The 22,498-nt window shown below is 68.2% G+C and carries 19 protein-coding genes; 7 read left to right on the forward strand and 12 right to left on the reverse strand.

All coding sequences use genetic code 11. The annotated features are described in order from the left end of the window. Positions 1–63 precede the first annotated feature (63 nt). The 3 genes from xylF (at position 64) to ACP26O_RS32880 (ending at position 3,919) form a co-directional block, all read left to right on the forward strand. Positions 64–1,092 (forward strand): D-xylose ABC transporter substrate-binding protein, encoded by a 1,029-nt coding sequence (gene xylF / locus ACP26O_RS32870; RefSeq protein ID WP_175665730.1) that lies wholly within the window; start codon positions 64–66, stop codon positions 1,090–1,092. Between the two features lie 71 nt (positions 1,093–1,163). Beyond that, the gene (gene xylG, locus ACP26O_RS32875; protein ID WP_175665729.1) at positions 1,164–2,723 is read left to right on the forward strand and encodes a D-xylose ABC transporter ATP-binding protein; all 1,560 of its coding nucleotides are present in this window, start codon (positions 1,164–1,166) and stop codon (positions 2,721–2,723) included. After that, a complete protein-coding gene (locus tag ACP26O_RS32880) occupies positions 2,720–3,919 on the forward strand; it encodes a sugar ABC transporter permease (protein WP_175665728.1) in 1,200 nt (399 codons plus the stop codon). Before xylG ends, ACP26O_RS32880 begins: the two co-directional genes overlap by 4 nt. 18 nt (positions 3,920–3,937) lie before the next feature. Here ACP26O_RS32880 and ACP26O_RS32885 read toward each other — a convergent pair whose 3' ends face one another. Then, on the reverse strand, positions 3,938–4,840 hold the full coding sequence (locus tag ACP26O_RS32885) for a LysR family transcriptional regulator (protein WP_105832113.1): 903 nt from the start codon (positions 4,838–4,840) through the stop codon (positions 3,938–3,940). Positions 4,841–4,939: 99 nt separating this feature from the next. Here ACP26O_RS32885 and ACP26O_RS32890 point away from each other — a divergent pair, with 99 nt between their 5' ends. Then, positions 4,940–5,815 carry an aldo/keto reductase family oxidoreductase gene (locus ACP26O_RS32890; protein WP_175665727.1) on the forward strand — a complete coding sequence of 292 codons (876 nt, stop codon included), beginning with the start codon at positions 4,940–4,942 and terminating at the stop codon, positions 5,813–5,815. A gap of 66 nt (positions 5,816–5,881) precedes the next feature. Here ACP26O_RS32890 and ACP26O_RS32895 read toward each other — a convergent pair whose 3' ends face one another. Further along, positions 5,882–6,280 (reverse strand): cupin domain-containing protein, encoded by a 399-nt coding sequence (locus ACP26O_RS32895; protein WP_175665726.1) that lies wholly within the window; start codon positions 6,278–6,280, stop codon positions 5,882–5,884. 137 nt (positions 6,281–6,417) lie between these two features. Continuing rightward, entirely contained in the window at positions 6,418–7,281 is an 864-nt protein-coding gene (locus ACP26O_RS32900) for an SDR family oxidoreductase (protein WP_175665725.1), read from the reverse strand. A 110-nt stretch (positions 7,282–7,391) separates the two neighbouring features. Here ACP26O_RS32900 and ACP26O_RS32905 point away from each other — a divergent pair, with 110 nt between their 5' ends. Then, entirely contained in the window at positions 7,392–8,291 is a 900-nt protein-coding gene (locus ACP26O_RS32905; RefSeq protein WP_175665724.1) for a LysR family transcriptional regulator, read from the forward strand. A gap of 52 nt (positions 8,292–8,343) precedes the next feature. Here ACP26O_RS32905 and ACP26O_RS32910 read toward each other — a convergent pair whose 3' ends face one another. The 9 genes from ACP26O_RS32910 to ACP26O_RS32950 all read right to left on the reverse strand — a co-directional run bounded on the left by ACP26O_RS32910 (position 8,344) and on the right by ACP26O_RS32950 (position 19,101). After that, entirely contained in the window at positions 8,344–8,517 is a 174-nt protein-coding gene (locus tag ACP26O_RS32910; protein WP_011661214.1) for a hypothetical protein, read from the reverse strand. Then, positions 8,514–9,482 carry a DUF72 domain-containing protein gene (locus ACP26O_RS32915; protein WP_175665723.1) on the reverse strand — a complete coding sequence of 323 codons (969 nt, stop codon included), beginning with the start codon at positions 9,480–9,482 and terminating at the stop codon, positions 8,514–8,516. The genes ACP26O_RS32910 and ACP26O_RS32915 overlap by 4 nt, the downstream gene beginning before the upstream one ends. Positions 9,483–9,645: 163 nt before the next feature. Then, the gene (locus ACP26O_RS32920) at positions 9,646–11,604 is read right to left on the reverse strand and encodes a phosphatase PAP2 family protein (protein WP_175665722.1); all 1,959 of its coding nucleotides are present in this window, start codon (positions 11,602–11,604) and stop codon (positions 9,646–9,648) included. Positions 11,605–11,853: 249 nt separating this feature from the next. Beyond that, entirely contained in the window at positions 11,854–13,374 is a 1,521-nt protein-coding gene (locus tag ACP26O_RS32925; protein ID WP_175665721.1) for a sensor domain-containing diguanylate cyclase, read from the reverse strand. Positions 13,375–13,577: 203 nt separating this feature from the next. Continuing rightward, positions 13,578–15,050: an NAD-dependent succinate-semialdehyde dehydrogenase gene (locus ACP26O_RS32930; protein WP_175665720.1), complete on the reverse strand. Its 1,473-nt coding sequence runs from the start codon at positions 15,048–15,050 to the stop codon at positions 13,578–13,580. Positions 15,051–15,161: 111 nt separating this feature from the next. Further along, positions 15,162–15,653 carry an Lrp/AsnC family transcriptional regulator gene (locus ACP26O_RS32935; protein WP_006749694.1) on the reverse strand — a complete coding sequence of 164 codons (492 nt, stop codon included), beginning with the start codon at positions 15,651–15,653 and terminating at the stop codon, positions 15,162–15,164. Between the two features lie 86 nt (positions 15,654–15,739). Continuing rightward, positions 15,740–17,140 (reverse strand): aspartate aminotransferase family protein, encoded by a 1,401-nt coding sequence (locus tag ACP26O_RS32940; RefSeq protein WP_426356423.1) that lies wholly within the window; start codon positions 17,138–17,140, stop codon positions 15,740–15,742. 161 nt (positions 17,141–17,301) lie between these two features. Then, positions 17,302–18,228, reverse strand: coding sequence for a 2-hydroxyacid dehydrogenase (locus ACP26O_RS32945; RefSeq protein ID WP_175665718.1), 927 nt, complete (start codon positions 18,226–18,228; stop codon positions 17,302–17,304). Between the two features lie 12 nt (positions 18,229–18,240). After that, positions 18,241–19,101 (reverse strand): GNAT family N-acetyltransferase, encoded by an 861-nt coding sequence (locus ACP26O_RS32950; RefSeq protein ID WP_175665717.1) that lies wholly within the window; start codon positions 19,099–19,101, stop codon positions 18,241–18,243. A 479-nt stretch (positions 19,102–19,580) separates the two neighbouring features. Here ACP26O_RS32950 and ACP26O_RS32955 point away from each other — a divergent pair, with 479 nt between their 5' ends. Together ACP26O_RS32955 and ACP26O_RS32960 are read left to right on the forward strand one after the other, a co-directional pair. Then, positions 19,581–20,249, forward strand: a complete 669-nt coding sequence (locus tag ACP26O_RS32955) for a haloacid dehalogenase type II (protein ID WP_175665716.1) — start codon at positions 19,581–19,583, stop codon at positions 20,247–20,249. A gap of 172 nt (positions 20,250–20,421) precedes the next feature. Continuing rightward, positions 20,422–21,960, forward strand: a complete 1,539-nt coding sequence (locus ACP26O_RS32960; protein ID WP_175665715.1) for a methyl-accepting chemotaxis protein — start codon at positions 20,422–20,424, stop codon at positions 21,958–21,960. Positions 21,961–22,498: the final 538 nt, after the last annotated feature.

The following is a 22,498-nucleotide window of genomic DNA, read 5'->3' on the forward strand; positions in this document are numbered from 1 at the left end:
GGCGGCGCATTCCGGCGGCCGCCCGGCGTTCGTGAAGTTGTCCAATAACAAGGAGTTGGAGACATGAAATCCGTGACGCGTCGTACCGTATTGAGTTCCCTCGCCGGCGCCGCCGCGCTGGCAATCCTCGCGCTGGGCGCACCGCTCGCGCACGCGAGCAAGGACAAGCCCGAAATCGGCTTCTGCATCGATGACCTGCGCGTCGAGCGCTGGTCGCGCGATCGCGATTATTTCGTCGCGGCCGCGACGAAACTCGGCGCGAAGGTGTCGGTGCAGTCGGCCGACGCCAGCGAGGCGCGGCAGATTTCCCAGATCGAGAACCTGATCTCGCGCGGCGTCGACGTGATCGTGATCGTGCCGTTCAATTCGAAGACGCTCGGCAACGTCGTCGCCGAAGCGCGGAAGGCCGGCATCAAGGTCGTGTCGTACGACCGTCTGATCCTCGATGCGGATGTCGACGCGTACATCTCGTTCGACAACGAGAAGGTCGGCGAACTGCAGGCGCAGGGCGTGTTCGACGCGAAGCCGAAGGGCAACTACTTCCTGCTCGGCGGCGCGCCGACCGACAACAACGCGAAGATGCTGCGTGAAGGACAACTGAAGGTGCTGAAGCCGGCGATCGACCGCGGCGACATCAAGCTCGTTGGCCAGCAATGGGTGCCCGAGTGGAGCGCGTCGACTGCGCTACGGATCGTCGAGGACGCGCTGACCGCGAACAACAACAAGATCGACGCGATCGTCGCGTCGAACGACGGCACCGCGGGCGGCGCGATCCAGGCGCTCGCCGCGCAGCATCTGGCCGGCAAGGTGCCGGTGTCCGGGCAGGATGCGGATCTCGCGGCGGTCAAGCGCGTGATCGCCGGCACGCAGACGATGACGGTCTACAAGCCGCTGAAGCTGATCGCGAGCGAAGCCGCGAAGCTCGCGGTCGATCTCGCGAAGGGCACGAAGCCCGCGTTCAACGCGCAATACGACAACGGGAAGAAGAAGGTCGACACGGTGCTGCTGCAGCCGACGCTGCTGACGAAGCGCAACGTCGACGTCGTCGTGAAGGACGGCTTCTACACCCAGGCCCAGCTGGCGAGCCAGTAACGGCACGACGGCGGCGAGGCACGCGGCCGGCCGGGCGGGCGGCCGCGTGCGCACTGCGAGGCGATGAACGTATGACCGAACCCTTGCTGACGATGCGCGGCATCGTCAAGGCATTCGACGGCGTGAAGGCGCTCGACGGAATCGACCTGACCGTGCGGCCGGGCGAGTGCGTCGGCCTGTGCGGCGAGAACGGCGCCGGCAAGTCGACGCTGATGAAGGTGCTGTCGGGCGTCTACCCGCACGGCACGTGGGACGGCGAGATCCGCTGGGAAGGCGCGCCGCTCGTCGCGTCCGGCGTGCGCGACACCGAGCGCGCGGGCATCGTGATCATTCACCAGGAGCTGATGCTCGTGCCCGAGCTGTCGGTGGCCGAGAACATCTTTCTCGGCAACGAGATCACGCTGCCCGGCGGGCGCATGCACTATGCGGAGATGGTGCGGCGTTCGGAAGCGCTGCTGCGCGAACTGCGGATCGACGCGATCAACGTCGCGCAACCGGTGATGAACTACGGCGGCGGCCACCAGCAGCTGATCGAAATCGCGAAGGCGCTGAACAAGCGCGCGAAGCTGCTGATCCTCGACGAGCCGTCGTCGTCGCTGAGCGCCGCCGAGACGCGCATCCTGCTCGACATCGTGCGCGACCTGAAGCGTCGCGGTGTCGCGTGCGTGTATATCTCGCACAAGCTCGACGAAGTCGACGCGGTATGCGACACCGTGACCGTGATCCGCGACGGCCGCCATGTCGCGACCGAGCCGATGCACGGGCTGACCACCGACCGGATCATCGCGATGATGGTCGGCCGCGAGATCCGCAACCTGTATCCGCGCGAGCCGCACGATATCGGCGACGTCGTGCTGGAGGCGCGCAACGTGACCTGTCACGACGTCGCGAACCCGCGCCGCAAGCGCGTCGACGACGTGTCGTTCAGCGTGCGGCGCGGCGAGATTCTCGGCGTCGCCGGGCTCGTCGGCGCGGGCCGCACCGAACTGATGCAGGCGATCTTCGGCGCGTATCCGGGCGCGAGCACGGCGAGCGTGCGGATGAACGGCCGGCCGCTCGCGATCCGCGCGCCGGCCGACGCGATCCGCGCGGGCATCGCGATGGTGCCGGAGGATCGCAAGCGCCACGGGATCGTGCCGCAGCTCGGCGTGGGCCACAACATCACGCTGTCGGTGCTGCGCCGTTTCGCGACGCGCGGACGGATCGACGCGGCCGCCGAGCTCGATGCGATCCGCACGGAGATGCAGCGGCTGTCGGTGCGCGCCGCGCATCCGTTCCTGCCGATCGCGAGCCTGTCCGGCGGCAACCAGCAGAAGGCGGTGCTCGCCAGGATGCTGCTGGCCGACCCGCAGGTGCTGATCCTCGACGAACCGACGCGCGGCGTCGACGTCGGCGCGAAGGCGGAAATCTACCGGCTGATCTTTGCGCTCGCGAAACGCGGCGTCGCGCTGATCGTCGTGTCGTCGGAGTTGCCGGAAGTGCTCGGGCTGGCCGATCGCGTGCTCGTGATCGGCGAAGGCGAGCTGCGCGGCGATTTCGTGAACGACGGCCTCACGCAGGAACAGATCCTCGGCGCCGCGCTGACGCCCGCGCGGCGTCCGGCCGAACCCATTGCAGCGAGTACCCAATGAATACCGAACTGTCTTCCTCTTCCGCCGTGCCGCCGGACGCCGACGCGCGCCGCGCGCACGGCCATCCGTTGCGCCAGGTTTTCGTGCGCTACAAGGTGCTCGCGCTGCTGTTCGCGGTCGCGGCGATCTGGGTGTTCTTTTCGGTGCTGACCGATGGGGCGTTCGTCACGCCGCGCAACGTGTCGAACCTGCTGCGGCAGATGTCGATCACCGGAATGCTCGCGTGCGGGATGGTGTTCGTGATCATCGCGGGCGAGATCGACCTGTCGGTCGGTTCGCTGCTCGGGCTGCTCGGCGGCGTCGCGGCGATCCTCGACGTCAATCGGCACTGGCCCGTCGCCGCGACGGTGCCGGCGGTGCTCGCGCTCGGCGTGCTGGTCGGGTTGTTCAACGGCTGGTGGTCGACTTACCGCCGTGTGCCGTCGTTCATCGTCGGGCTGGGCGGGATGCTCGCATTCCGCGGCATCCTGCTCGGCGTGACGGGCGGCTCGACGATCGCGCCGGTGTCCGACGGCTTCGTGTTCATCGGCCAGGGCTACCTGCCCCGCATGGCGGGCGACGGCCTCGCGCTGCTGCTGTTCGCGCTCGTCGCGCTGCTGGTCGTCCGGCAGCGCGGCACGCGGCGCCGTTACCGGCTCGCGGTCGCGCCACTGTGGCAGGACATCGCGAAGATCGTCGGCGCCGGGGCCGTGCTGTTCGCGTTCGTCGCGATGCTCGACCGCTACGGCGGCATCCCGGTGCCCGTGCTGCTGCTGCTCGCGCTGCTCGGCGCGTTCTCGTGGATCGCGACGCAGACCGTGTTCGGCCGACGCATCTATGCAGTGGGTTCGAACCTGGAGGCGACGCGGCTGTCGGGCGTCGATACGGATCGCGTGAAGCTCGCGATCTTCGCGCTGATGGGGCTGATGTGCGCGTTCGCGGGGATCGTCAATACCGCGCGGCTCGCGGCCGGCTCGCCGTCGGCCGGCACGATGGGCGAACTCGACGCGATCGCCGCGTGCTTCATCGGCGGCACGTCGATGCGCGGCGGCTCGGGCACTGTCTATGGCGCGCTGATCGGTGCGCTCGTGATGGCGAGCCTCGACAACGGGATGTCGATGCTCGACGTCGACGCGTACTGGCAGATGATCGTCAAGGGCGCGGTGCTGGTGCTGGCGGTGTGGATCGACGTGGTGTCGCGTTCGAACCGGCGGTGAGGTGCGGTTCTATCACTTCTATCCCGCGTCGGCCTTGATGAAATCGACGAAGGCCCGCAGCGGAGCCGGCACGAAACGCCGCCCCGGGTAGTAAAGATACGGGCCGGAGAACGGCCGCCACCAGCCGTCGAGCACCGGCTCGAGCGCGCCGCTCGCGAAGTACGGGCGCAGCCAGTCTTCGTACAGATGCACGATGCCGAGCCCCGCACAGGCCGCGTCCACGACGAGATCGACGGCGCCGCCGATCTGCACGACGAGCGGGCCCGACGGCTCCACGCGCACCACTTCGCCGTCGCGCTCGTATTCCCACGCCGGCATCGCGCCGCTCGCGAAGCGGCCGCGCAGGCACGCGTGATCGAGCAGGTCGCGCGGATGGGCGGGGCGGCCGCGCCGCTCGAGATAGGCGGGCGCCGCGGCGGTCGCGAGGCGTTGCGACCGCGGGCCGATCGGCACGGCGATCATGTCCTGTTCGAGGCGCTCGTCGTAGCGAATGCCGGCGTCGCAGCCGGCCGCGAGGATATCGACGAAACTTTCGTCGGCCACGACCTCGAGCCGTATCTCCGGATATGCATCGAGAAAGCGCGGGACGATCGACGGCAGCACGAGCCGCGCCGCGCTCATCGGAACGTTGAGCTTCAGCGTACCGACCGGCTTCTCGCGGAAGGTGTTCACCACGTCGAGCGCCGCCTCCACCTCGCTCAGCGCCGGCGTGAGCCGCGCGAGCAGACGCGCGCCGGCTTCGGTCGGCGACACGCTGCGCGTCGTGCGGTGCAGCAGCCGCACCCCCAGTTGCGCCTCCAGCCTGCGGACCGCTTCGCTGAGCCCCGATGCACTGGCGTTGGCCACGCGTGCAGCCTCGCGGAAGCCCTTCGCGCGCGCCACCGCCACGAACGCGTTCAGATCGCCGAGATCGACTTGCATTGTTCGCCTTTTCGTACAGGTTGTGCGCATTATGACCGCTTATCGTGCAGCGCCGCGCGGCGTAACCTGCGATTCACTCGTTCATACAGGAGCACGATCATGTCCCCCGTCGTTCAATCCGGTACGTTTTCCCTGGCGGGCCGCTGCGTTCATCGCCTCGGTTATGGCGCGATGCAATTGGCCGGCCCGGGCGTGTTCGGGCCGCCGAAGGATCGCGACGCGGCGCTCGCCGTGCTGCGCGAAGCGGTCGAAGCGGGCGTCGACCACATCGACACCAGCGACTTCTACGGTCCGCATGTGACGAACCAGCTGATTCGCGAAGCGTTGCATCCATATCGCGACGACCTGTTGATCGTGACCAAGATCGGCGCGACGCGCGGCGACGATGGTTCGTGGCTGCCGGCGTTCTCTGCCGACGCGCTGACGGCCGCCGTGCACGACAACCTGCGCAATCTGGGCCTCGACGTGCTCGACGTCGTCAATCTGCGGATCATGTTCGACGTGCACGGCCCGGCCGAGGGCTCGATCGAGGCGCCGCTGTCCGCGCTGGCCGAACTGCAGCGGCAGGGCCTCGTGCGACACATCGGGCTGAGCAACGTCACGGCCGCGCAGATCGCCGAAGGCCGACGGATCTGCGACATCGCCTGCGTGCAGAATCATTACAACCTCGCGCACCGCGACGACGATGCGCTGATCGATGCGCTTGCCCGCGACGGCATCGCCTACGTCCCGTACTTTCCGCTCGGTGGCTTCAATCCGTTGCAGTCGTCGACGCTCGACGCGGTCGCCGCGCGGCTCGGCGCGACGCAGATGCAGACCGCGCTCGCGTGGCTGCTGCGCCGCGCGCCGAACATCCTGCTGATTCCGGGAACGTCGTCGGTCGCGCATCTGCGCGAGAATCTCGCTGCCGGCGCGTTGGCGTTGCCGGACGACGCCGTGCGCGAACTCGACGGGGTCGGGGCTGCTCGCGGTTGATGCGGGCGTGGGCGGAGGTGTCGTACATCGCGTCGTCCGGCCGCTGCGTCGCGCCGGCTGCCGAATTCAGCGAACCTGACCCAGTTGCTCGTCGATCGTGCGCGTCAACGGTGACTGGACCTCGCCGGTGTGCTTCGTCTGCACGGGCTCGATCAGCACGATCCAGCATTCGTCGTCGGCGACGGGGTTATGCTGCGTGCCGCGCGGCACCACGTGCATCGAGCCGGCGGGCAAGTCGACGATGCGGCCGCCTTCATACTCGATCCTCAGATGCCCGCGCACGACGAAGAACAGCTCGTCTTCGTTCGCATGGTCGTGCCACACGAGCTGACCGCGAACCTTCGCGACTTTCACATACTGATCGTTGACCTGCGCGACGACCTTGGGCGACCAGTATTCGGATACATCGGCGAAGGCAGCCTCGAGGTCGAACGATTCGGCGAACGCAGCGGCGGGTAGGGTCATCTCGTCTCCTGATCCAGTTGTGGTATGCGGGATCGAAACCGGCACGTTGCCGATTCATCGATATGTGGGGGCCAGGCCGATTATATTGACGCCGCCGTTACGCCGCACGACGGCGCCGCGCCCGCGCCGCGCCGCGCTCAGCGGACCAGCGCTGCCGCGAAGTCGCGGTACGCATGCAGCGGGCGGCCGAGGATCGCGGTCAAGCGCTCGACATCGCCGGCCTGAGGCACCATCCCGTCGCTGACGTAGCGTTCGGCCATCAGGCGCATCTCGTAGGCCATCCATTTCGGCATGAAAGTCGCGAAATTGCTTTCGAACGCCGTGGGATCGTCGCCGCCGTAGGCCACCGGACGGCCAAGCAGCGCCGACCAGATCGACGCCAGTTCCGTGCCCGTCAGCGTGTCGGGCCCGACCAGGTTGATGGTCTCGACCGGCAGCTTGCCGGGCGCGTCGTTGCGGCGGATCAGCTCGATCGCCGCGACTTCCGCAATGTCGCGCACGTCGACCATCGCGACGCCCTTGCTGCCGATCGGAATCGGGTAGACACCGTGATCGACGATCGTGTCCTTGATCATTAGTTCGTTATCCATGAAATACGCGGGCCGCAGGATCGTCGCGCTGAATCCCATCTGCTCGATCATCCGCTCGGCGCCGGATTTCACCGCGAAGTGCGGCACGTTGACGAAGCGGTCGGCATCGAAGACCGACAGATAGACGACGCGCTCGATACCCGCCTCGCGTGCAAGATTCAGCGCGATCAGCGCCTGCGTGAATTCGTCGCCCGCCACGCCGTTGAGCAGGAACAGCGTGCGCACGCCGGAGAAGGCCGTGCGCAGCGAGTCGATGTCGAGCATGTCGCCCTGAACGACGCTCACCGCCGCCGGAAAATCGGCTTTGGACGGATCGCGCACCAGCACGCGCACGTCGGCGCCGCGCTTGACGAGTTGATGGACGACCTGGCGGCCGACACGGCCGGTGGCGCCGGTAACGAGAATGGTCATGATGTTCGCTCCTGAGATTATGGTTAGGTTGACTGCCCACGTAAGTTAGGTGATCCGCACATGATCCGGAAGATGTGTTAAATAGACTCGGTGTCTCACAGGTGGAACACATGGACCTGCTCGCTCTCGCCGATTTCAATCTCGTCGCCCGTCATGGCAGCTTTGGGGAAGCCGCACGCGCGGCCGGGCGCCCGAAGGCCACGCTGTCGCGCCGTGTCACGGAACTGGAGAACAGTCTCGCGCTGCGTCTGTTCGAGCGCGGCTCGCGCGGTGTGACGCTCACGCAGGAAGGGCGCGCACTTTACGAGCGCACGGGCGCGCTGCTCGCCGAGCTGGCCGACAGCGCATCGGCGATCGCATCGCGCGGCGAGCGGCCGCACGGCCGGCTGCGCATCAGCGCGCCGATGCTCTTTTCGCATTTCGCGATGGGCAAGCTGGTGGCGACGTTTGCGTTGAAATATCCGGACGTGCGGGTGGAAGTCACGACCGAAGACCGCCCCGTCGACATGATCGACGAAGGCTACGACCTCGTGATTCGCGTGAACCCCGACCCGGACGAAAGCCTGATCGGGCGCGTGTTCCTGCGCGACCGGCTGGTGGTCGTGGCGACGCCGGCGCTGGCACGGCCGAGCGGCGACGCGTCCGCGCCGGCCGTGGTTCGCGGCACCGACGACAGGCGCGCCGCATGGGACGTCACGGGTCCGTCCGGAACGTCACGCATCGCGATCGAGCCGGTGGCCCGGCTGTCGTCGCTGATCATGGTGCGCGATACGGTCCGGCTCGGGCTGGGCGCCGCTTGCCTGCCGGTGTCGCTGGTGACCCGCGATCTCGCCGCCGGCACACTCGTCAGTTGGGGCGACGTGCCGGGGCCCGACATCGCACTGTGGGCGCTGTATCCTTCCAGGCGATTGTTGAGCGCGCGCGTGTCCGCGTTTCTCGATCACCTCAAGAGCACATTTCCGGCGGGCACCCCGCAAGAACTGGCCGCTTATATCGACGGGCAGCAGTGACACCGCGCCGCGCGCGGCGTGGGGTTCGCGATACCGTGGCGGCGTGCGTGCGCTACGTTCGATCGCGGGTGCGTGCGCGTACCGCGCCCGTAATCACCGCGATGCCGAACAGAATGACGGCGACGATCTCGATGATGTGCTGCGACACATGCAGCGTCATCAATCCCCATGCCACGCCGCCGATGAAAATGATCCATCCGACCAGGTAGATAAGCAGAGTCATCATTTTTCTCCTTGCGGTTCGGGTTCTCGCTCGGATTGCCGTCGCGCGGCGGCCGCTTTCTCCGGCAGCGGTCCGTGCGGATGCAGGCCGAGGCGTTCCATCAAGCGCCCAGCGTCGAACGGTGCTTTCGTTTTCACGTCGTTGTCGAAATAGCAGTACACGTCGCGCCGCTGCGCGCGCGGCGGCGCCAGCTCCGGCGCCGCAAGGCGCGCATCGGCGGGCTGCGCGCCGCCGCGCCACGACGTGATCCTGCGCGCCCACCGATCGAGCGACGCATCGGAATACTCGCCGGAATACTTCGTTTCCGTGCCGTGCAGCCGCATGTAGACGAAGCGCGCGGTCAGATCCTCGAACTGCGGCCACGCCTCGGTGGAGTCCGACACGACGAGCGCGGCCTTGTGGCGGCGCAGCAGCTTCACGAACGCGGGATCTACGAAGCTCGCGTGACGCACTTCGACAGCGTGACGCAATTTGCGCTTGCGGTCGATCTGCAAATACGGCGTCTTGACCCTGCGATCGTGCTGTTGCGCGAGGGCGAGCGCGGCTTCGGTGTCGGCCGGCAGCAGGCTCAGGAAATGTTCCATATGCTCGGGGTCGAAACGCAGCGATGGCGGAAATTGCCACAGAATCGGCCCGAGCTTGTCATTCAGCGCGAGGAGCCCCTGCGCGAAGAAGTTGGCGCATGCGGTCGTCGCTGTTTCATCGCGAAAGCGCAGCATGTGGGTCAGATAGCGCGAGCCTTTCACGCTGAACGTAAAACCGGGCGGCGTTTCGTCGTACCAGCGCCGCCAGCTGGCGAGCGATTGCAGGCTGTAGTGCGTGCCGTTGATCTCGATCGTCTGCATCCGGCCAGACGCGTATTGCAGCTCGGCCGCCTGCTTCAGCCCTTTCGGATAGAAGGTGCCGCGCCAGCCGTCGTAACGCCAGCCTGAAATGCCGATGTGAATCTCGCCGGTGGTGCTTTTCACGTCGATGCCCGGAAGTCCGTGGATATCCGTGGCAAGTAGCAACGCGCGTGCCACGCCTGGGCATGCGCGCGCTCCATCGCTGGCCGAGCCACGCGGCGAACGCCGCTTTCAAGTCACCCCCAAAGAGCACGATGAAAGCGACGCCGCACGCGCCACGCAACGATCACGCAGCGGACAACCTCACCGACACCCCCGTCGCCGTATAAACCGGCGTCGCCTTGAACCCGTCGACCGTGACCGTCGAGAACTTCGCCGCGCCCGCCGCGCCGTCGATCAGCGCGATCGTATCGCCGGCCTTCGGCGCATAGCCGTTCACGAACTTCACGTGCAGCGTGCCGCCCGCGACGGTCAATTGCCCGCCCACGCGCAGCCGCCCGCCGCCGTTGCCGTCGATGTCGAGCTCGAGCGTCGCGTTGTCGAGCTGCGTATAGCGCGTCGCGATCGTGACGGGTGCGCTCGCCGCGATCCGGACGCTACCACCGGCGCCGACGTACACGTCGCCATTGCCGAACGCGGACGCGGAGGCCGCGGCGAGCGTGCCGCCATTGACCTGCGTGCCGCCCGCATAGCGGTTGTTGCCCGCCAGGGTCAGCGTTCCGGTGCCTTGCAGCGTCAGCTTGCCGGCGCCGGCGATGTCGTTGCGCCACTGGTCGGCCGCGTTGAGTCCGCCCAGCGACGCGTCCATCGACACGATCACGTTGCCGTTGAACGCGCCATAGCCATCGCCCGCGGCGAACAGGTTCAGGCGGCCCCAGCCTTCCGCATCGTCCATCACCGGGTAGCCGGACTGCAGCTCGGTCGTCTTCAGCACGACGCGCCGCTGGTCGGCGCTCAGGTACGGGAAGCGCGTCTGCAGCAGGATTTCCGCGCCCTTCGGCACGACGGGCGGTGCGTCGGTCGACTCGATCGCGCCGAAGCCGTACGTCATGCGGCGCGCGAACGCCGCCTTGTTCGCCGTGTAATCGGCGAATCGGTCGTTGGCCGGCGTGCCCGAGTGCGCGAACGCGGCGAACGTCGTGCCGGTCGTTCCCGTGAGCTGCTGGAGCGCCTGGTGGGCCTGGTTGTATGCGGCCTGCGCATCGCTCGCATACGCGCTCAGGTTCGCCGCGCTGACAGCCAGCGCGAGCATGCGGCCGCCGATCACGTCGAGCGGCGAGTGCATGCCGGCGAGAATCCGGTTCTCGCCCAGTTCGAGGCCGCGGCTCACCATCTCCTGGAACCGCTCCGGCACGAGCCACGCCATCGTCATCGCATCGCGCATCGCTTCGGCCTGGTGGCCGCTGATGAAACCGCCGTCGGTCGCGGGCGTCGTGCTTTCGGCCGGCACGAGCGTCGGTGCGACGACGACGCTCGAACTCCAGCGATACGGCCGCGCATACTTGTAGAAGCGCTTCGACGGTTCGGTCGACGCGTTGTTGCCCATTTCGTTGAGCAGGTCGACGACCTTGCCGAAGCTCGCATTGGTGCTGCTGCCGACGCCGACGTTGTTGCCGGCGTCGTTGTACAGCACCGTCGTCGCGTCGGCGGGCACGCTGGTGATGCTGGTGGTCTGCTGCGCGGCCGTGCGCCACGCGCTGGTGAGCGGGCCCATGCCGTCGGTCACGCTGTAGCCCTTGCCGCGCCGGTCGTCGAAGTAGGCGGCGTCCGCCTGCTGCTGCGTGCGCGCGGTCGTTGCGTTGACCACGTACTGCACATTCGCCGCCAGCACCGTGTCGTTCAGGATCGTGCCGCACGGCGTGCCGCTGCCGGGCAGGCCCGAGCAGGTCGACGGCGAGATCGCCGGAAACGCGCCGTTGGCCGGCGCGCTCACGCCCGCATCGACCAGCATCGTCGACGGCTGCCACAGGTCGAGGAAACGGCTCACCACGCGCACGGCCGCGTTGGTCGACAGCGTGGCATAGCGCGCGTCGCCGCGCTGGTTGGTCGCGATGTTGTCGATGAAGGCCGGCACGCTCGGCACGGGGGCGCTGTCGACGAAGCCCGGGTCCGCCGGCGGCGCGGGAACGGCCGCGATGGTCGGGTTCGTCGACGCGACGTCGTTACCGCCGCCGCAGGCGACCAGTACGAACGCACTCGACAACGCTGCGACGTGCAGCGGGAAACGGCTCCGTGATGCCAACATGCAAGACTCCATCCTGAGGGTCGAAGATGGCGGATTGTCGGGGGCGATCGTGACGTGGCGGTTAAGGATTTGTTGCGGGTCGCGGTTGACGCGCGCGAATTCTCACTATTTGGTGAATTCGTGATGCTGAACATGCCGGACGGATCGATCCGGTCGTCGGAGAAGGCCGATATTGGACGGCGACGCGCAAGCCGCGTATGCGCGCAGCCGCGCATGCGCTGTCGAAATAGGCGCCCGGAACCGCAGTGCTCACACCGGTTGGGCGAGCGGTTCCACGTCGGCGACGCACACGCGGTTTCTGCCCTGGCGTTTGGCCGCATAGAGGGCGAGGTCGGCCTGATGCGTCAGCGCATGCATGGACGGCGGCCGCGCGCGATGGCCGGTCGCGCAGCCGATGCTGACCGTGAAGGCCGGAATCGTCGCGTCGAACCCGTCGAGCTGGTTGCGTTCGACTGCGCCGCGAATTGCCTCGGCGACCTGCTGCGCACCGCGCTCGTCCGTGTCGGGCAACACCGCGACGAATTCCTCGCCGCCGTAACGCGCGGCGAGATCGCCGCGCCGTCGCGTATGCGCGCGGATGCATTCGGCCAGAAAGCGCAGCGCGGTGTCGCCTTGCGCATGGCCGTAGCGGTCGTTGTATTGCTTGAAGTGATCGGCGTCGATGAACAGCACCGACAGGCTGCCGTCGCTGCCGCGCTGCAGCCGTTCCCATTCGTCGGCGAGCGCGGCATCGAGCGCGCGACGGTTGTGCAGGCCCGTCAGCGGATCGGTGCGCGTGAGGTCCGTGAGCAGCGTCTGCTTGCGCAGGTTGTCGCGCAGCGCGAACGCGAGCAGCCACACCACCGCGCAGAACAGCGCGCCGATCACGGACGCCGACACGCCCGCCGTCCACGTCAGGCGCGTGATGCCGGCCAGCACGTCGCGCTCGGCCGGCGCGACCACGGCGATCAGCGGCGTGCCGGGTACCCGCTGGTACGTATACAGCCGCAACGTCCCGTCGATGCTCGAGCGCGCGGCATAGAAGCCCGAGTCGCGGCTCACCATCCGCTCGAACGACTTCGACCGGCGCAGGCGCACCATCTGGTGGTCGGTCAACGGCGGATTGCGCGCGAGGATGGTGCCGTCCGCGCGCAGGATCGCGCTGACGCCGTGCGGTCCGACGTTCAACCGTGACAGCAACTGATCGAAGTAGGCGAGATCGACGGCGACCACCGCGATTCCGTTGAACGCATGATCCGGCCGTTCAATGCGGCGCGACAGCGCGATCGATTCGGTGCCGCCGCGCGAACGCGCGCGGTACGCCTCGGACACGTAGAGGCCGACGTTGTCCGAATCGCGATGGACCTTGAAGTAGTCGCGATCGCTGAAGTCCCAGTTGTGGGGCGGGCCGCAACAACCGTCGATCAGCCGCCCGTCGCGGTCCGTCACGCCCATGCCGGTCACGTATTGCGCGGCCGTGCGCTCGAACAGCACGTCGTGACGCAACCCGGCCTTCAGGCGCACGATCGCGGGGTTGCCGAGATCGGCGGCGAGCGACACGAGCGCGTTGTTGGACGTTTCGACGGTGCGCGCGATCTCGCTGACGAGGACGGCCGCGACATTGCGCGACGTCTCGTGCGCATGTTCGACGACTTCGCTGCGCGCGGCCCACAGCGTCACCGCGCTGATGCCGAGCGCCGCGACCGACATCAGCGTGCCCAGCACGCCGACGATCAGGTGGTGGCGACCGGCCCAGTCGGCAATTTTCTCGATCGAAGGGGATGCAGGCATGGCTCGCGCTCGTACGGGAAGCGGGCTGCGACGGCAGCGGCGCTGGTCAAATCCGGGTTAACGGCAGGTGTGCCCGGAAATCGAGGCCGGCATGCGAGGCGATGACTGCGCGCAGGCACCGCAAACGTGTGCGAGCGCGGCCTCCCAGTGGCGCGTCGTGCAATGACTGCGTAACCGCCGCGAATAAGCGCGGCGGCGCGGCCTCACTCGAGTCCGCCCTGGCACAGGTACTTGATCGACAGGTAATCGTCGAGGCCGTAGCGCGAGCCTTCGCGGCCGTAGCCCGATTCCTTCACGCCGCCGAACGGCGCGGCCTCGCTCGCGAGCGCGCCTTCGTTGATGCCGACGAGGCCCGTTTCGAGCCGTGCCGACACGCGCGCGATGCGGCGCAGGTCCTGCGTATAGAAATACGCGGCGAGCCCGAACGGCGTGTCGTTCGCGGCGTCGACGGCTTCGTCTTCCGTGTCGAACTTGAACAGCGCGGCGATCGGCCCGAAGGTTTCCTCGCAGGTCAGCTGCATGTCGGCGGTGGCGTCGCCGAGCACCGTCGGCGCGTAATAGTTCGGCCCGAGTTCGGGCAGGCGCTTGCCGCCCGTGAGCACGCGTGCGCCGCGCTCGATCGCGTCGCCGACGTGGCGCGCGATCTTGTCGACCGCGCGTGCGTTGATCATCGGGCCGATCTGCGCGCCCGGGTCGGTCGCCGGCGCGACCTTCAGCGCGGCGACACGGGCGGTGAGTTTGGCGGCGAACGCATCGTAGACGCCGGCCTGCACGTACACGCGGTTCGGCGACACGCAGGTCTGGCCGCCGTTGCGGAACTTGGCGGCCATCAGCCCGTCGACCGCCGCGTCGAGCTCGGCATCGTCGAACACGATGAACGGCGCATTGCCGCCGAGCTCCAGCGACAGCTTCTTCAGCGTCGCCGCCGATTCGCGTGCGAGCAGCTTGCCGACGGGCGTCGATCCGGTGAACGTGATCTTGCGCACGCGGCCGTCGGCGAGCCAGTCGGCCACTGCGTCGATGCCGCGTTCGCGCGACGCCGCGATCATGTTCAGCACGCCGGGCGGCACGCCGGCTTCCTGCGCGAGGAACGCGAGCGCGAGCGCGGTGAGCGGCGTGTCTTCGGCCGGCTTCGCGACGACCGTGCAGCCGGCCGCGAGCGCGGGCGCGATCTTGCGCGCGATCATCGCGAGCGGGAAATTCCACGGCGTGATCGCGGCGACGATGCCGATCGGCTCCTTGACCGCACTCAGCCGCTTGCCGCGCTGCTGCTGCGGAATCAGGTCGCCGTAGGTGCGCGTCGCTTCCTCGGCGAACCACTGCACGTACGACGCGCCGTACGCGACTTCGCCGCGCGCTTCGGCGAGCGGCTTGCCCTGTTCGCGCGACATCAGCTTCGCGAGATCGTCGGTATGCGCGACGATCGCCGCGTGCCACGCACGCAGGATCGTGGCGCGGTCGCGAGCAGGCGTCGCGCGCCAGGCGGGCAGCGCGCGTGCCGCCGCATCGGTCGCGGCGCGCGCGTCGGCGGTGTCGCTGTCGGGGGCGTGGGCAACGGTCTCGAGCGTGGCCGGATCGGTGACGTCGAAGCGACGGCCGTCGCGCGCGTCGCACCACGCGCCGTCGATCAGGTTGGCGGTGCGAACGAGTTCGGGTCGGGAGAGCGTAAGCGGCATGACAGGTCCTTGGATGAAGCGATTCGGTGACGACGGCTGCGGCGCGGGCGCGCGACTATCCCACGCGTGACAGCGAACTGCCACGCTGATGGGTGCCGCACGCTGCGGTAGTCAGTGACGTTCGCCGAACAGCGATTCGAGCGGGTAGTGCCGTTTGACGAACGGCGACTTGATGATCACGTAGCTGAAATACTTCTCGATGCCGATGTTCTGCTCGAGCAGCCCTTCGACGATCGTCTGGTAATGGCTCACGCTGCGCGTGATGAACTTCAACAGATAGTCGTAGCCACCGCTCGCGAGATGGCATTCGACGATCTCGTCGACGTTGCGGATCGCCGCGACGAAGCGGTCGAAGTCCTCGCGGCGGTGGTCGGCCAGCGTGACCTCGGTAAACACGACCTGCACGTCGCCGAGCTTCTCGAGCTGGATGTGCGCGCCGTAGCCGCCGATGTAGCCGGCCTTCTCGAGCCGCTTCACGCGGATCAGGCAGGGACTGGGCGACAGCCCGACCGCATCGGCCAGTTCGACGTTGGTCATGCGGCCGCGCTTCTGCAACTGGGAGAGGATGCGCAGGTCGATGCGATCCAGCTTGCTGTCCGTCATGTTCACGTGAGAGCGGAAAAATGGAATGTCCGGTTACTTTAGAGTCGAACGATGGCCGCCACAAGCCCGGCTTTCCCTCGGCCGGCTCAGGCCGGCTGCGCGTGCGCGGCGTCCAGCGCGCGCTGCACGCCCGCGTCGGCCAGCACGTCGTCGAGCGTCTTGCGCACGCGTTCGAACAGCAGGTCGAACTCGCCCGCCGTGAAGCTGAGCGCCGGCGCGAAGCCGAGCACGCCGTCGCCGAATGCGCGAAACACCACGCCGTTCGCGTACGCGGCCGCCGCGATGCGGTCGGGCACGTTCAGCGCCGCGTCGAAGCGCGTCTTGCGCGCCTTGTCGGACACCAGTTCGAGCGCGCCGAGCAGGCCGACCGAGCGCGCGTCGCCGACGAGCGGATGCGCGCGCAGCGCTTCGAGCCCCGCCGCGAAGCGCGGCGCCATCGCCTGGCCGTTCGCGAGCAGCCCGCCTTCGTGATAGAGCTTCAGCACCTCGAGGCCGATCGCCGCGCTCACCGGGTGCGCGGAATACGTATGCCCGTGACCGACCACGGCCGACTCCGCGCGGCTGCCCGCGAGGCCTTCGTAGATTTCGTCGGACATCAGCACCGCGCCCATCGGCGCATAGCCGGCGGTCAAGCCCTTCGCGACGGTCATCAGGTCCGGATCGACCTGCTCGGCCTCGCACGCGAACAGCGGGCCCGTGCGGCCGAAGCCGGTGATCACCTCGTCGGCGACGAACAGGATGCCGAGGCGCCGGCATGCGTCGCGCATCGCCTTCAGCCAGCCGGCCGGCGGCACGATCACGCCGCCGGAGCCTTGGACGGGCTCGCAGAAGAAGGCGGCGACGTTGTCCGCGCCGAGCTCCGCGACCTTCGCTTCGAGCGCGGCGACCGACGCGGCGATCAGCGCCTGCGGATCGTCGCCGAGCGGGTGGCGATACGGGTACGGCGACGGAATATGGTGCTGGTCCGCGCGCGGCAGGTCGAAATGGCGGTGGAACGCGGGCAGCGCGGTGAGCCCCGCGCCGATCGACGACGAACCGTGATAGCCGCGCTCGAGCGCGATCATCTGCTTCTTCGACGGGCGGCCGGTCGCGTTGAAATAGTGCGTGATGAAGCGCACCGCGGAATCGACCGCATCCGAGCCGCCGAGCGTGAAGTACACGCGGTTCAGCGACGGCGGTGCGAGCGCCGCGAGCCGTTCGGCCAGCTCGATCGCGGGCTGCGAGCCGAAATGGAAATAGCCGGTCGCGTAGGGCAGCTTCGTCATCTGCTCGGCGGCGGCCTTCACGATGCTGTCGCGGCCGTAGCCGACGTTTACGCACCACAGGCCCGAGAACGCATCGAGCAGCGTATGGCCGTCGGCGTCGCGCAGGAACACTCCCTCGGCGGATTCGAGCACGGTGACGCCGCGCGCCTCGTGCGCGCGATAGTTGACGACGGGGTGGATCAGGTGTTGACGATCGGCTTCGATCAGCGCGGCTTGGTTCATGGCAGGGCGGGACTCTCGTCGGGTGTCAGCGGTGAGTCCATGCTACCGGGCGAGAATTCCGCACGCGTCTTCAATTTGTCGCCGGAAACGTATGGTCGCGGCGTTTGCACGGGGCGCTTCGGCATTTTCTGCTGCGCGCCCCGCCGGGCCGGGCGAACGCGTCAGTAGCCGCGCGCGCGATCGACGATGCCGATCATCGGCTGTCCCGCGCGATGGCGCGCGAGGTTCTCGAGCACCGCGTCGACCGCGGTGTCGGGCCGCGTCGCGCTCGCGATGTGCGGCGTGATGCGAATGCGCGGATGCGTCCAGAACGGGTGGCCGGCCGGCAACGGTTCCGGCTCCGTCACGTCGAGGATCGCGCTGTCGAGCCGGCCGCTGTCGAGCGCGGCGAGCAGCGCGGCCGCATCGAGTTGTGGGCCGCGCCCGACCTGCACGAGCGACGCGCCGGCCGGCAGCGCATCGAACACGCGTGCGCCGAGCAGGCCGCGCGTGTTGTCGGTGAGCGGCAGCAGGCAGATCAGGATGTCGGTGCGGGCCAGGAACGCGTCGAGCGCCGCGTCGCCCGCGTAGCAGTCGATGCCGTCGAGCGTGCGCGGCGTGCGGCTCCAGCCGGCGCACGGGAAACCGAAGCGCCGCAGCGTGTCGAGCACGGCCTGGCCGAGCGTGCCGAGCCCGAGCACGCCGACGCGCCGCGACGCGGCCGCGCGCACCGGCTTCTCGCACCATGCCTGCACGCGCTGTTGTGCCGCGTAGTCGAACAGGTCGCGGTGGATCGTCAGCACCGCCTGCGTCACGTATTCGACCATCCCTTCGACGATGCCCGGCTCGATCATCCGCACGACCGGAATGTGTGCCGGTACGCGTGACAGGTCGAACTGATCGATGCCGGCGCCGACCGAGAACACGACCTCGAGGTTGGGCAGCAGCGCGACCGGGTCGTCCGGCGGTTGCCACGCGGCGAGGTAGCGCACGTCGTGCGGATCGCCGAGATCCGGCCAGATCCGGAACGGGAGGTCGGGCGCGCGTTGCGCGAAACGTTGTGCCCATTGCGCGCCGCGCACCGGGTCGGCCTTGTACAGGAAGCTCATCGTGTGTGCCGCTCAGCCGAGTGCCTGGTTGACGATCGCGAACGCGCGCAGCGCCGGATCGCGCGCGGGCGCCGCGCCGCGCGCCATCGCGACGACGGTATCGACATGCGGCAGGCCGAGCCCCTGCAGCCAGTCGGACAGCCCGCTGTCGCCCGGCACGTCGAGGCGCACGAACATGCCTTCGTGCAGCGCGAGCCAGTGGCTGATCAGCGCCTGCGCGCGCAGCGCGTCCGGCGCGATCACCGGGCCAATCACATGGCCGCGGCCGAAGCGACGGAACAGCGCGAAGCCGAGCAGTTCGCCATCGCGATCGAGCGCGATCCCGTTCGCGACGTCGAGCAGTGCGTCGATCACCGCGCCGCGCTCGTAGCCTGCCGCGCGCGACGCGAGCGCCGCGAGGCGCGGCCCGTCGTTCGTGCCGAGCGGGCGCAGGCGCTCGCCCGGCGGCAGCGAGATCAGCGGCGGCTGGAATGCCGCGCCCTGGTGCTGGTCGATCGTGGCGATCGCCTCGAAGCCGAACTTCACATAGAGCGGTTCGCCGGACGGCGTCGCATGCAGGAATATCGTGCGCGCGCCGAGACTGTCGACGACGCGCGTGAGCAGTTCGCGGCCGATGCCGCGGCCCTGGTGCTCGGGCGACACGATCACCATGCCGAGCGACGCGTGTGAATCGTCGAAGCGCCAGCCGAGCGCGGTGCCGACGACGCCGGATGCGTCCTCGGCGACGAAGCCGCCGCCGAGCTGGAGCGCGAAGCGCCAGTCGTCGAGGCGATGCGGCCACTTGACCGCTTCCGACAGGCGGTGCGCGGCGGGCAGGTCGGTGTCGACGAACGGGCGATAGGTAAGCGTGCGGGAAGGATTGAGGTCGGCCACGCCGGACTCCGGATGGGTAGAAATGACCTATCGACTCTGCCAGCGACCCACGGGCGCGGATAGGACGATTCGCCTGTTTTCCGGCGTCGGCGGGCGGCCGTGCGAGATCGATGCAAACCGGCTCGATCGGCGCGGACGAACGCGCGCGTCGTGCCGGCCGGGCCCGTCATTCCGACAGCTTGTGCTGGATGAAGGCCGGTACGATGGGAGCAGGATGGCGCGGCGGCGGTTGCCGTGCCGCACCGCGTGGCGGCCGTGCCGCGCATGCGCGTGGCGGTGTCGCGAGGCACGTCGGTCGGCCGGCGCGCATCGCCCGGGCGCGCACCGCAGATCGTGCCGTGCAGGGCGCGCAACACGCGGCGATCGTGCGTTTCGGGCGGCATCGAACGACGTGCGACGGACTTTTTGCCCTGATTCAATTTCATACAACCCAGCCCGTCCCCGGCCCTGCCGGGGCTTCACACCGACAGGACGTCACCATGATCCAGTTTGAACCGAAGTACATCACCTTCGACTGCTACGGCACGCTGACCCATTTCCGGATGGCCGAGACGGCGCGCGAAATCTATGCGGATCGGTTGTCGCCGGCCACGATGGAGGCCTTCGTGCGCGCGTTCGCCGCCTATCGGCTCGACGAGGTGCTTGGCGCATGGAAGCCGTACCGCGACGTCGTCGTCAATGCGGTCCGCCGCACGTGCGCACGGGTTGGCGTGAAGTTCGACGAAGCCGAGGCCGAGCTTTTCTATCATGCGGTGCCGACGTGGGGCCCGCATCCGGACGTGCCGGCCGGCCTGTCGCGGCTCGCCAGCAAGTACAAGCTCGTGATCCTGTCGAACGCGATGGATGACCAGATCATGAGCAACGTCGACAAGCTCGGTGCGCCGTTCCATGCGGTGTTTACCGCGCAGCAGGCGCAGTCGTACAAGCCGCGCATGCAAGGCTTCGAATACATGTTCGACAAGCTCGGCTGCAAGCCGGAGGACGTGCTGCACGTGTCGTCGAGCCTGCGCTACGACCTGATGACGGCCGAGGATCTCGGCGTCAAGCACAAGGCGTTCGTGAACCGCGGCCACGAGCCGGGCACGCCGTTCTACAACTATTACGAAGTGTCGGACATCGGCCAGCTCGCGACGCAGCTCGGGCTGTAAGCCGGCTGCGCCGGCCGATTCATCGAGCGCCGGGACGCGGCCGTGATGCCGTCGCGTCCCGGCGCGTTCGGTCAGCGCACGAAACGAGGGTAATTACCGATATCGAGTCGTTCAAGCCGGGGCGGCCCGGGCCGATATATGTACCGAACGGTTAATATTTCGAGGCCCCCGCATGAAGTTGTCCACCAAACTGCTGATGCTCGTCGCCGCGGCGCTGCTCGGCGTCGTCCTGCTCGCCGCGTTGTCGCTGCACACGCTGCGCGACGCGCTGATCGACAGCCGCCGCGAAGAGATCGTCATTCTGCTGACCAAGGCCGAGCACCTGGTCGATTCGTATCGCGCGATGCAGACGAGCGGTACGCTCACGCAGGAGCAGGCGCAGCAGCAGGCCAAGGCCGCGCTGGCGGCGCTCAACGCAAATTCGAAGAGCTACTTCTGGGTCACGACGTCCGACGGCGTCAACCTCGTGCACCCGAACGCGAAATTCATCGGCACGCGCGCGAAAGGCAACCGCACGACCAGCGGCATGACCGACAGCGACGCGTACCGCGCGGGCATGGCGCAGTCGCATTTCGCGCTCGTCGACGTGCTGATCAAGCGCAGCCCCGACGCGGACCTGGAGCCGAAGCTGCAGGGCGTGGTCGCGATTCCGGACTGGAACTGGTGGATCGGCACCGGATTTTTCTACGACGACATCAACGCGGCGTTTGCCCGGCTCGCGATGGTGCTGGGCGCCGTCGCGCTCGTCATCGCCGCGGCGCTCGCGGCCATCGCATGGGGCGTGCTGCGCAGTGTCAGGCGCACGCTGGGCGGCGAGCCCGCGCATGCGACGCAGATCGCCGCCCGCATCGCCGCCGGCGAACTGGACGTGCCGTTCGATACGGCGCACGCCGCGCCCGGCAGCCTGCTCGTCGCGCTGGGCGACATGAAGGCGCGGCTGACCGACACCATCGCCGAGATCCAGACCACGACCCACTCGATCGCCACCGGCACCGGCGAGATCGCGCAAGGCAACCTGGATCTGTCGCAGCGCACGGAGCAGCAGGCCGCATCGCTGCAGGAAACGGCGGCGAGCATGGAGCAGATTACGTCCACGGTCAAACAGAACGCCGACAACGCGCGGCAGGCGAATGCGCTCGTGGCCCAGGCGAAGGATGCGACGGAACTCGGCGGCGCCGCCGTGCAGGCGGTCGTCGAAACGATGCGGCAGATTTCGGATGGATCGGTGCGGATCGCCGACATTACCGTCGTCATCGAAAGCATCGCGTTCCAGACCAACATTCTCGCGCTCAACGCCGCGGTGGAAGCCGCGCGGGCCGGCGAGGAGGGGCGCGGGTTCGCCGTCGTCGCGTCGGAAGTCCGCTCGCTCGCGCAACGCAGCGCCGCGGCCGCGAAGGACATCAAGGGATTGATCGACGCGTCGGTCGAGCGGGCCGGCAGCGGCAGCCGGCTCGTCGAGACGGCCGGCGAGCGCATGACGGAGATTGTCCGGTCGATCGACCGGGTGGCCGACATCATGGGCGAGATTTCCGCGGCATCGGCCGAGCAAAGCACCGGCATCGAACAGATCGGGCTGGCGGTCGCGCAAATGGACGAAGTCACCCAGCAGAACGCCGCGCTCGTCGAGCAGGCGGCTGCCGCCGCTTCGTCGCTGGACGAGCAGGCGGCGCGCCTGCGGGCCGCCGTATCGGTATTCCGGCTCGCTGCGTGACGGCTTCGCGCCGTCCGCTCGCGGCCGGCGTATCCACCCTGCCTCCTGGGCGTCGCGCCGGCGCCTGCCCGGCGTGCGCGGCGACATGCCGGTGACGCACGCGTCGCCGCACGCGGGCGCGGCGCCTGACGGCTGCACGCGCCCGGTTTCCGCGCAGTCCCGCCTTCTTCCCGTCTTCCCGCCAAGCCGTTCCGATCGAGCGGCATTCTTCTGAACTTTCCTGCGCGACGTCCCGTCGCGATCCCCACCGTCGACGCCCGTGCATGCGGCGATCTGCCGCAACGTGCCGCTCGTTTCGGCCGTCGTGGGCAGGCGCGCACGCATTCGACACAAACGTGCGGTTTGTGTGAGCCAAACGCGCGCCGGATGCCGAACGGGTAATTTTGTCGGCGCAATCTGCGGCGGCCGCGGCCTTACGATTTCCTGCATCGACACGGGTTCGGCAACTACCGCGACACGCCGCCGGGCCAACGGCGACACGTGCGTGCACGCAGCAATTCATGCTGCGCGGGCCGCTCAAAACGGTCGATTCGTATCG

This window comes from Burkholderia sp. R-40 (genome assembly GCF_049942845.1).
GTDB lineage: Bacteria > Pseudomonadota > Gammaproteobacteria > Burkholderiales > Burkholderiaceae > Burkholderia > Burkholderia ambifaria.

Excerpts from the sequence above, each read along its gene's own strand:
- xylF (WP_175665730.1), top strand. The coding sequence starts at position 64 with ATGAAATCCGTGACGCGTCGTACCGTATTGAGTTCCCTCGCCGGCGCC.
- xylG (WP_175665729.1), top strand. The coding sequence starts at position 1,164 with ATGACCGAACCCTTGCTGACGATGCGCGGCATCGTCAAGGCATTCGAC.
- ACP26O_RS32880 (WP_175665728.1), top strand. The coding sequence starts at position 2,720 with ATGAATACCGAACTGTCTTCCTCTTCCGCCGTGCCGCCGGACGCCGAC.
- ACP26O_RS32885 (WP_105832113.1), bottom strand. The coding sequence starts at position 4,840 with ATGCAAGTCGATCTCGGCGATCTGAACGCGTTCGTGGCGGTGGCGCGC.
- ACP26O_RS32890 (WP_175665727.1), top strand. The coding sequence starts at position 4,940 with ATGTCCCCCGTCGTTCAATCCGGTACGTTTTCCCTGGCGGGCCGCTGC.
- ACP26O_RS32895 (WP_175665726.1), bottom strand. The coding sequence starts at position 6,280 with ATGACCCTACCCGCCGCTGCGTTCGCCGAATCGTTCGACCTCGAGGCT.
- ACP26O_RS32900 (WP_175665725.1), bottom strand. The coding sequence starts at position 7,281 with ATGACCATTCTCGTTACCGGCGCCACCGGCCGTGTCGGCCGCCAGGTC.
- ACP26O_RS32905 (WP_175665724.1), top strand. The coding sequence starts at position 7,392 with ATGGACCTGCTCGCTCTCGCCGATTTCAATCTCGTCGCCCGTCATGGC.
- ACP26O_RS32910 (WP_011661214.1), bottom strand. The coding sequence starts at position 8,517 with ATGATGACTCTGCTTATCTACCTGGTCGGATGGATCATTTTCATCGGC.
- ACP26O_RS32920 (WP_175665722.1), bottom strand. The coding sequence starts at position 11,604 with ATGTTGGCATCACGGAGCCGTTTCCCGCTGCACGTCGCAGCGTTGTCG.
- ACP26O_RS32925 (WP_175665721.1), bottom strand. The coding sequence starts at position 13,374 with ATGCCTGCATCCCCTTCGATCGAGAAAATTGCCGACTGGGCCGGTCGC.
- ACP26O_RS32930 (WP_175665720.1), bottom strand. The coding sequence starts at position 15,050 with ATGCCGCTTACGCTCTCCCGACCCGAACTCGTTCGCACCGCCAACCTG.
- ACP26O_RS32935 (WP_006749694.1), bottom strand. The coding sequence starts at position 15,653 with ATGACGGACAGCAAGCTGGATCGCATCGACCTGCGCATCCTCTCCCAG.
- ACP26O_RS32940 (WP_426356423.1), bottom strand. The coding sequence starts at position 17,140 with ATGAACCAAGCCGCGCTGATCGAAGCCGATCGTCAACACCTGATCCAC.
- ACP26O_RS32945 (WP_175665718.1), bottom strand. The coding sequence starts at position 18,228 with ATGAGCTTCCTGTACAAGGCCGACCCGGTGCGCGGCGCGCAATGGGCA.
- ACP26O_RS32955 (WP_175665716.1), top strand. The coding sequence starts at position 19,581 with ATGATCCAGTTTGAACCGAAGTACATCACCTTCGACTGCTACGGCACG.
- ACP26O_RS32960 (WP_175665715.1), top strand. The coding sequence starts at position 20,422 with ATGAAGTTGTCCACCAAACTGCTGATGCTCGTCGCCGCGGCGCTGCTC.